General features: G+C 71.7%; 7 protein-coding genes, 3 tRNA genes and 1 pseudogene. 2 read left to right on the top strand and 9 right to left on the bottom strand.

The window, feature by feature from the left end; translation table 11 throughout:
- Positions 1-399, top strand: a pseudogene (locus FNQ90_RS06780) (2-phospho-L-lactate guanylyltransferase); the annotation flags it as partial.
- On the opposite strand, the gene FNQ90_RS06785 reads toward FNQ90_RS06780, so the two are convergent.
- The 4 genes from FNQ90_RS06785 to leuC form a co-directional block, all read right to left on the bottom strand.
- Positions 371-592 (bottom strand): hypothetical protein, encoded by a 222-nt coding sequence (locus FNQ90_RS06785; RefSeq protein WP_143619061.1) that lies wholly within the window; start codon positions 590-592, stop codon positions 371-373. The pseudogene FNQ90_RS06780 and the gene FNQ90_RS06785 sit on opposite strands and share 29 nt — an antisense overlap.
- Positions 593-648: 56 nt before the next feature.
- Entirely contained in the window at positions 649-1,272 is a 624-nt protein-coding gene (locus tag FNQ90_RS06790; protein WP_143619063.1) for an HU family DNA-binding protein, read from the bottom strand.
- A 780-nt stretch (positions 1,273-2,052) separates the two neighbouring features.
- Positions 2,053-2,646: a 3-isopropylmalate dehydratase small subunit gene (leuD, locus tag FNQ90_RS06795; protein WP_143619065.1), complete on the bottom strand. Its 594-nt coding sequence runs from the start codon at positions 2,644-2,646 to the stop codon at positions 2,053-2,055.
- A 6-nt stretch (positions 2,647-2,652) separates the two neighbouring features.
- Entirely contained in the window at positions 2,653-4,086 is a 1,434-nt protein-coding gene (gene leuC / locus FNQ90_RS06800; RefSeq protein WP_182605432.1) for a 3-isopropylmalate dehydratase large subunit, read from the bottom strand.
- Between the two features lie 237 nt (positions 4,087-4,323).
- Between leuC and FNQ90_RS06805 the strand changes: the two genes are divergently transcribed.
- Complete coding sequence (locus tag FNQ90_RS06805) at positions 4,324-5,058, top strand: IclR family transcriptional regulator (protein ID WP_143619069.1); 735 nt, start codon at positions 4,324-4,326, stop codon at positions 5,056-5,058.
- Between the two features lie 210 nt (positions 5,059-5,268).
- Here FNQ90_RS06805 and FNQ90_RS06810 read toward each other — a convergent pair.
- From FNQ90_RS06810 to FNQ90_RS06830, 5 genes are all read right to left on the bottom strand, one after another.
- Positions 5,269-5,344 (bottom strand) — tRNA-Glu (locus tag FNQ90_RS06810).
- A 21-nt stretch (positions 5,345-5,365) separates the two neighbouring features.
- A tRNA-Glu gene (locus tag FNQ90_RS06815) sits at positions 5,366-5,438 on the bottom strand.
- A 25-nt stretch (positions 5,439-5,463) separates the two neighbouring features.
- Positions 5,464-5,535, bottom strand: a tRNA-Gln gene (locus FNQ90_RS06820).
- Positions 5,536-5,819: 284 nt separating this feature from the next.
- Positions 5,820-7,337, bottom strand: a complete 1,518-nt coding sequence (gene gltX / locus FNQ90_RS06825) for a glutamate--tRNA ligase (RefSeq protein ID WP_182605433.1) — start codon at positions 7,335-7,337, stop codon at positions 5,820-5,822.
- Positions 7,330-8,118, bottom strand: coding sequence for a fumarylacetoacetate hydrolase family protein (locus FNQ90_RS06830; protein WP_182605434.1), 789 nt, complete (start codon positions 8,116-8,118; stop codon positions 7,330-7,332). Before FNQ90_RS06830 ends, gltX begins: the two co-directional genes overlap by 8 nt.
- Positions 8,119-8,164: the final 46 nt, after the last annotated feature.

The raw sequence follows: 8,164 nt of genomic DNA on the forward strand, positions 1-8,164 counted from the left end.
GCACTCAACGGGGATCTACCGGCGCTGCGGCCGGAGGAGTTGGAGCGGGTGCTGCTGGCGGCGCGGGCCCCGCGATGCTTCGTGCCGGACGCGGAGGGCACCGGCACCACGATGCTGACGGTGGCTCCGGGCACGGCCCCGGACCCGCGCTTCGGCCCGGACTCGCGGGCGCGGCACCGGGAGTCGGGGGCCCTGGAACTCGTCCTGTCCGATGTGCCGGGAGCCCGGCGGGACGTGGACACCGGGGCGGATCTGCTGGCGGCGCTGGAACTCGGGGTGGGACCGCACACCCGGCGGGCCTGGGCGGGACTCCACTCCCCCGCCGGGGGAAGGCGGGGCACGGGCGACGGTTCGGACGCCCGGCCGGGGTTCAGAAGGTCTGCAGGGTCACGAGGGTGATCCGGGGCGCGACGCGTCCGGCCGCGCGGTCCTCCCGGGGGTCGGTCTCGATCCGCACCCGTTGGCCGGGGCGGAGCAGACGCAGACCGCCGGCGTCGAAGGCTCCCGCGTCGAACTCCAAAGGGGTGCCGTCGTCGAGCAGCACGCTGCCGGCTCGGGTGGCGGGATCCCAGGTGTACGCGGTGGCCTGCATGCGCCGATCCTAGAGGTCCGGCACACGCAGGGTCACCCCGACCGACCCCGGCGGGGTCACTTGCTGCGTGTGGCCGTCCGCTTCGCCGTGGTCCGACGCCCCGCCGCCTTGCGGGCCGGGGCGTTGCCGGCACCGGTCTTCTTCGCCGACGCCTTCTTGGCGGTCTTCTTCGCCGTGGCCTTCTTGGCGGCCCCGGTGTCGCGGGCGGTCGTGGTCTTCTTCGCGGCGGTGCCCTTGGCCGCGCCGGCCTTCTTTCCGGCGGCGGCCTTCTTGGCGGTCGCGCTGCGGGTGGTGGTGCTCTTCTTCGCGGTGGTCTTCTTCGCCGCCGCCTTCTTGCCGGCGGTGCCACCGCTCAGGCTGCCCTTGGGCGCCTTCTTCACGGCCACGTCGTTCTTCGGAAGCTTCTTGCTGCCGGCCACCAGGTCCTTGAAGCCCTGTCCGGCGCGGAACCGGGGCACCGCGGTCTTCTTCACCCGAACCCGTTCCCCGGTCTGGGGGTTGCGGGCGTAACGGGCCGGTCGCTCGACCTTTTCGAACGAACCGAAGCCGGTGACCGACACGCGCTCCCCGGCGACGGTGGCCCGGATGATGGCGTCGAGAACGATATCGACCGCGAGTGCGGCCTGCTGACGGCCACCGAGCTTGTCGGCGATGGCTTCCACGAGCTGCGCCTTGTTCACGTCTTCCCCTTCGGAGGCATCGCTGGAACGAAACTGTTCAAGCTTTTTCGCACGGTAGGCAGATATATACCGCAAATCAAACCAGAAACGGGCGAATCACCCTTGTGTCGCAACGAACTGAGCCGCCACACGCGCCGATCCGGCGACATCCCCGGGTCCGGCGTCGAACGCCCGAAAGGTGACGCCGCCCGCCGGAACGACACCGCGTCGGCCACCGGGACCGGCGCGGGAACGACGCCTCCCTAACCGGGCGCCGTGACGCGCCCTCACGGGGGTTCCGCCGCGCGCCCGGTCCACCGGCTCACCCGGGCGCCCCCGCCGGCGCCCCGTTGGCCGTCTCCGGCGGAGAACTCCGCGGGAGCGGGGTCGAGGCGGACCGGAAGCCGCTCGAGGCGGGGCACGCCCACCGACGTGTCCCGTTCGGCGGCGACGGTAATGGACAACGACCGAGGGGGATATCCCGTCGCACCCCTCCGGGGACGGGCCTCATACGCACCCTCCGGTGCGCTTCTTTCAGCCGGACCACGAGGGGGGCGTGGAGCGGTGCCCGGTCGTCGTGGTCCATGCACCAATTGTGCCACCCGGGGGGAGTTGTCGCCCGACATCCCCCCGCACACAAGACGATACGGGTGTGTCCCCCACCCTGCGGTGGGGGACACACCCGTATCGGAAGATGCCGTGGAGGGGTCGAGAGCGCCCGGGGGAGCGACCGTTCGATGGCCGAAAAGTTCTCCCACAGGGGAGCCGGGACCGGGGCGGCCGGTGGGCCGGGCGAACCGGTCAGGCCACCAGGGTCCGCGGCTTGAAGGAGGGCCGCTCCGCCTCGTGGGCGGCGATCTCGTCCTCGTGTTGCAGCGTCAGGCTGATGTCGTCCAGTCCCTCCAACAGCCGTCGCCGGGAGTTCTCGTCGAGTTCGAAGGGGGTCTCCACACCCGGCGCCCGCACCACGCGCTCCACCAGGTCCACGGTGACCGGCGCCTGCGGGTCGGCCTCGACGACCTCCCACAGCCGATCGACCACGGCCTGGTCGAGGATGACGGTCAGCAGCCCGTTCTTCAGGGAGTTGCCGCGGAAGATGTCGGCGAACCGGGAGGAGATGACGGTCTTGAAGCCGTAGTTCTGCAACGCCCATACGGCGTGCTCCCGGGACGACCCGGTACCGAAGTCGGGACCGGCGATCAGCACCGTGGCCCCGGCGCGCTCGGGACGGTTGAGCACGAACTCCGGGTCACGGCGCCAGGCCTCGAACAACCCGTCCTCGAACCCGTCCCGGGTGACCTTCTTGAGCCAGTGGGCGGGGATGATCTGGTCGGTGTCCACATTGCTGCGGCGCAGCGGGACGGCCCGGCCGGTGTGCGTCGTGAAGGCTTCCATCGCTGATCAGACTCCCGCGGGGGTGGGGACGGAGGTGTGGTCGGACAGGTCCGCCGGGGAGGCCAGGTGCCCCGTCACGGCGGTGGCGGCGGCCACCTGCGGGGAGACCAGGTGGGTGCGGCCCCCCTTGCCCTGCCTGCCCTCGAAGTTGCGGTTGGAGGTGGAGGCGGAGCGCTCACCGGGCTTGAGCTGGTCGGGGTTCATCCCCAGACACATGGAGCACCCGGCGTGCCGCCACTCCGCCCCGGCGTCGGTGAACACCGTGTGCAGGCCCTCCTCGACGGCCTGCAGCGCCACCCGTACCGAACCGGGGACCACCAGCATCCGCACCCCGTCGGCGACCCGTCGGCCGCGCAGCACCTCGGCGGCCGCGCGCAGGTCCTCGATCCGGCCGTTGGTGCAGGACCCGACGAAGACGGTGTCCACCGGGATCTCGCGCAGCGGCTGTCCGGTGGACAACCCCATGTACTCCAGCGCCTTCTCCGCCGCCAGGCGTTCGCTGGGGTCGATGAAGGAGGCCGGGTCGGGAACCGACGCGGAGAGCGGGGCCCCCTGGCCGGGGTTGGTCCCCCAGGTCACGAAGGGGGCCAGCTCGGCGGCGTCGATGACGACCTCGTGGTCGAAGACGGCGTCCTCGTCGGTGCGCAGGGTGCGCCAGTACTCCACGGCGGCGTCCCAGTCGGCGCCGGTCGGGGCGTGGTCGCGTCCGCGCAGGTACTCGAAGGTGGTCTCGTCCGGCGCGATCATGCCGGCCCGGGCACCGGCCTCGATGGACATGTTGCAGATGGTCATCCGCGCCTCCATCGAGAGCTTCTCGATGGCCTCACCGCGATACTCGAGGACGTACCCCTGGCCGCCGCCGGTGCCGATCCGGGCGATGATCGCGAGGATCAGGTCCTTGGCGGTCACGTCCGCGGGCAGTTCGCCGCGGACCGTGACGGCCATGGTGCGGAAGGGGGCCATCGGCAGGGTCTGGGTGGCCAGGACGTGCTCGACCTGGCTGGTGCCGATACCGAAGGCCAGCGCGCCGAAGGCACCGTGAGTGGAGGTGTGGCTGTCCCCGCACACCACCGTCGTGCCGGGCTGGGTCAGGCCCAGCTGCGGGCCGACCACGTGCACCACGCCCTGCTCCCGGTCCCCGAGGGGGTGCAGCCGGACGCCGAACTCCGCGCAGTTCTTGCGCAGGGTCTCCAACTGGGTGCGGGAGACCGGGTCCGCGATCGGTTTGTCGATGTCGATCGTCGGGGTGTTGTGGTCCTCGGTGGCGATGGTGAGGTCGGTGCGCCGCACCCGACGACCGCTCTTGCGCAGCCCGTCGAACGCCTGGGGGCTGGTCACCTCGTGCAGCAGATGGAGATCGATGTAGAGCAGGTCGGGCTCGCCCTCCGCGCGCCGGACGACGTGGTCGTCCCAGACCTTCTCCGCGAGTGTCCGTCCCATCGCATTCCCTCCGACCCGGCAGCGTCGCCGGGCCTCAAATCGAATCGTGCCGTTCGGTCGGTGACCGTCGTCCGCGCCCCGCGGTCCGGACGGCGGCCCGGTCCGCGGCGCTCGCTGTCGAGGCCGACGGGACCGGTGCGCCCGGCTCCGGGCGGGAGTCGGGGATGTGATCCAGCGTGGCCCCTTCGCCGGGGAAAGGAACTTGCGTTTCACACTGTGAGACGCGAGTATCGTTGCATGGACACACCTGGTGCCGCCGACTCCAGCGGAGTGGGCGTCCTCGACAAGGCAGCTCTGGTGCTGAGCGCCCTGGAATCGGGCCCGGCCACCCTGGCCGGCCTGGTCGCCGCCACGGGCCTGGCCCGCCCCACCGCCCACCGCATGGCGGTGGCCCTGGAGTACCACCGACTGCTCTCCCGCGACATGCAGGGACGCTTCGTCCTCGGACCTCGCCTGTCGGAACTGGCCGCCGCCGCCGGCGAGGACCGCCTCCTGGCCGCCGCCGGACCGGTCCTCACCCACCTGCGCGACATCACCGGGGAAAGCGCCCAACTGTATCGTCGCCAGGGAGACATGCGGATCTGCGTCGCCGCCGCCGAACGTCTCTCCGGCCTGCGGGACACCGTGCCGGTTGGGTCGACCCTACCGATGAAGGCCGGCTCGGCCGCGCAGATCCTCATGGCCTGGGAGGAGCCGGAGCGCCTGCACCACGGCCTGCAGGGCGCCCGCTTCACCGCCACCGCCCTCTCCGGCGTGCGGCGCCGGGGGTGGGCCCAGTCCATCGGCGAGCGGGAGCCCGGGGTGGCGTCGGTCTCGGCCCCCGTCCGCGGCCCTTCCAACCGGGTGGTCGCCGCGGTCTCGGTCTCCGGACCGATCGAGCGCCTGACCCGCCACCCCGGACGCATGCACTCACGGGCTCTGATCGACGCCGCCAATCGCCTCACCGAGGCCCTGCGGCGCGGCACCGCCTGATCCCGGCACGGCCCCGGCCGGGCCCGATCCCCGGCCGGGGCCGTGCCGCTGCCCGCGCCCGGGAGCCCACGAGGACCCCCGGAGGGGCCGGGGCACGATCCGGTGATCCACCGGGGTGGGTGAGCCGGGTCACCGGGGGACCGAACCGGCTCGCGCACCACGCCACCACGCGGGAAAGCCCCGCGTGCGAACACGCGGGGCTTTCCCGGATGGTACCCCCGACCGGATTCGAACCGGCGCTACCGCCTTGAGAGGGCGGCGTGCTAGGCCGCTACACAACGGGGGCCCCAGCAGGCCTTTCGGCCAGTACCCCCGACCGGATTCGAACCGGCGCTACCGCCTTGAGAGGGCGGCGTGCTAGGCCGCTACACAACGGGGGCATGATCTCGCTGGGCGAAGATCGCGCTGGGCTACCAGGACTCGAACCTAGACTAACTGAACCAGAATCAGTCGTGCTGCCAATTACACCATAGCCCACCAAAACGTGACCTCGAGAGGTGTTGTTCCGGTGTTCGCCTCCCGGTTTCCCGGCCTTTCGGCCGGCCCCGTTCGGCGACGGGAAGAACATTACCCGATCGGGGACCGTGCTCCAAAACGGGTTCCCCCGCGGCGGCCCGCGGGTCCCCGGCGCTCTTCCGGGACCTCCTCGCGCGGAGCCACCGCGCCGGACCCGTCCCCCGGCGCAGGACGGGATGCCACCACTCCCCCGGGAGGGCCCGGAGAGCCCCGTGGGCCGCCCTCCGGGCCGACTTCCGGGCGACTCAGGCCCCCAGCCGCTCCAGCGCCGCGTCGACGCGCTCCAGCGTGCGCTCACGGCCGAGCACCTCGAGGGACTCGAAGAGCGGCAGCCCCACGGTCCGCCCGGTCACCGCCACCCGAACCGGGGCCTGGGCCTTGCCCAGTTTCAGCCCGTGCTCCTCCCCCGCCGCCAGGACGGCGGCCTTGAGCGCCTCCGTGTTCCACTCCGCCGCTGCCAACCGCTCGCGGGCCGTGCGCAACAGCGCCTCCGCGCCGGGCTTCATCGCCTTCTGCCAGGACGCCTCGTCGCGCACCGGCTCGTCGAGGAAGAGGAAGTCGACGTTGTCGGTGATCTCGGAGAGCACCGTCAACCGGGTCCGGGCCAACGGCGCGAGGGCGGCGAAGGCAGCCTCGTCGAACGCCTCCGGCTTCCACGGCGCCCGGGGGGCCCGCAGCCACGGCTCGCAGGCGGCGAGGAAATCCTCGGTGGACATCTCCCGCAGGTGGACCGCGTTGATCGCCTCGCACTTCTTGAGGTCGAAGCGGGCGGGGTTGGCGTTCACGTCCGCGATGTCGAAGGCCGCCACCATCTCCTCCAGCGAGAAGATGTCCCGGTCCTCGGCGATGGACCACCCGAGCAGGGAGAGGTAGTTGAGCAGGCCGGCGGGCAGGAAGCCGCGTTCCCGGTACAGGTTGAGGGACGCCTGGGGGTCGCGCTTGGAGAGCTTCTTGTTCCCCTCCCCCATCACGTACGGCAGGTGTCCGAAGCGGGGCATCGCCCCGTCGGTCACCCCGATGTCCGCGAGCGCGCGGTACAGCGCGATCTGGCGGGGGGTGGAGGAGAGCAGGTCCTCGCCGCGCAGGACGTGCGTCACGCCCATCAGCGCGTCGTCCACCGGGTTGACCAGGGTGTAGAGCGGAGCACCGGTGGCCCGGACGATGCCGTAGTCGGGGACGTTCTCCGGGGTGAAGGTCAGCTCCCCGCGCACCAGGTCGGTGAAGGTGATCGGCTCGTCGGGCATCCGGAACCGCACGATGGGCGTGCGTCCCTCCGCCTCGTGGGCGGCGATCCGCTCGGCCGACAGGTCGCGACAGGTGCCGTCGTATCCCGAGGGCCGGCCGGCGGCCCGGGCGGCCTCACGGCGTTCGGCGAGTTCGTTGGCCGAGCAGTAGCACCGGTAGGCGTGACCGGCGTCCTGGAGACGACGGGCGACATCGGCGTAGATCTCCATGCGCTGCGACTGCCGGTAGGGCTCGTGGGGGCCGCCCACCTCGGGACCCTCGTCCCAGGTCAGGCCGAGCCAGCGCATGGCGTCCAGGAGCGCCTCGTAGGACTCCTCGGAGTCCCGCGCGGCATCGGTGTCCTCGATCCGGAAGATCATGGTGCCCCCGTTCCGGCGCGCGAAGGCCCAGTTGAACAACGCCGTCCGGATCAGGCCGACATGCGGATTGCCGGTCGGGGACGGGCAGAACCGCACCCGGACCGGGGAGGTGTCCCCCGTGCCGGTCTCGGCGGGGGCGGAGGAGGGCGCGCTAGTCACGCTTGACCACCTTGTTGGTGAGAGTTCCGATGCCTTCGATGGTGACGGCGACCTCGTCGCCGATCTCCAGGGGGCCGACACCCGCCGGGGTGCCGGTGAGGATGACGTCCCCGGGCAGGAGCGTCATCGCCTCGGTGATGTGCGCGATCAGCTCGGGGATGCCGCGCACCATCTCGTCGGTGCGGCCGAGCTGACGCTGCTCGCCGTTGACGGTGCACATGATCGCCAGATCGGCGGCCCGCTCGGGGGTGATCTCCGTCTCGACCCACGGACCCAGGGGGCAGGAGCCGTCGAAGCCCTTGGCCCGGGTCCACTGCTCCTCGGAGCGCTGGATGTCCCGGGCGGTGATGTCGTTGGCGCAGGTGTACCCGAGGATCACCTCCGCCGCGCGGGAGGGCGGCACCTCCCGGCACATCCGGCCGATCACGACGGCGAGCTCCGCCTCGTGGTGGACCTCCCGGGAGAAGGAGGGGTAGGGAACCGGATCGTCGGGCCCGACGACGGAGGTGGAGGGTTTGAGGAAGATCACGGGGGTCTCCGGGACCTCGTTGCCGAGTTCACGGGCGTGTTCGGCGTAGTTGCGGCCCACCGCGACCACTTTGTTCGGCAGCACCGGCGGCAGCAGCCGGACCGCCTTCAGCGGGATGTGGCGTCCGCTGCGCTCCACCCCGCCGAAGGGGTGGCCGCGGACCACGTCCAGGACCGGCTCGTCCCGGTCCTGGTCGGTGTCCAGCACACCGAAACCGACGTTTCCCTCGAGGGAGAATCTGGCGACGCGCAACGTGGGGGCTGCCCTTCTCTCGCTGTCCCGCAGGTGACGTCCCAGC

The sequence above is a fragment of the Streptomyces alkaliphilus genome (genome assembly GCF_014141535.1).
Taxonomy (GTDB): domain Bacteria; phylum Actinomycetota; class Actinomycetes; order Streptomycetales; family Streptomycetaceae; genus Streptomyces; species Streptomyces alkaliphilus.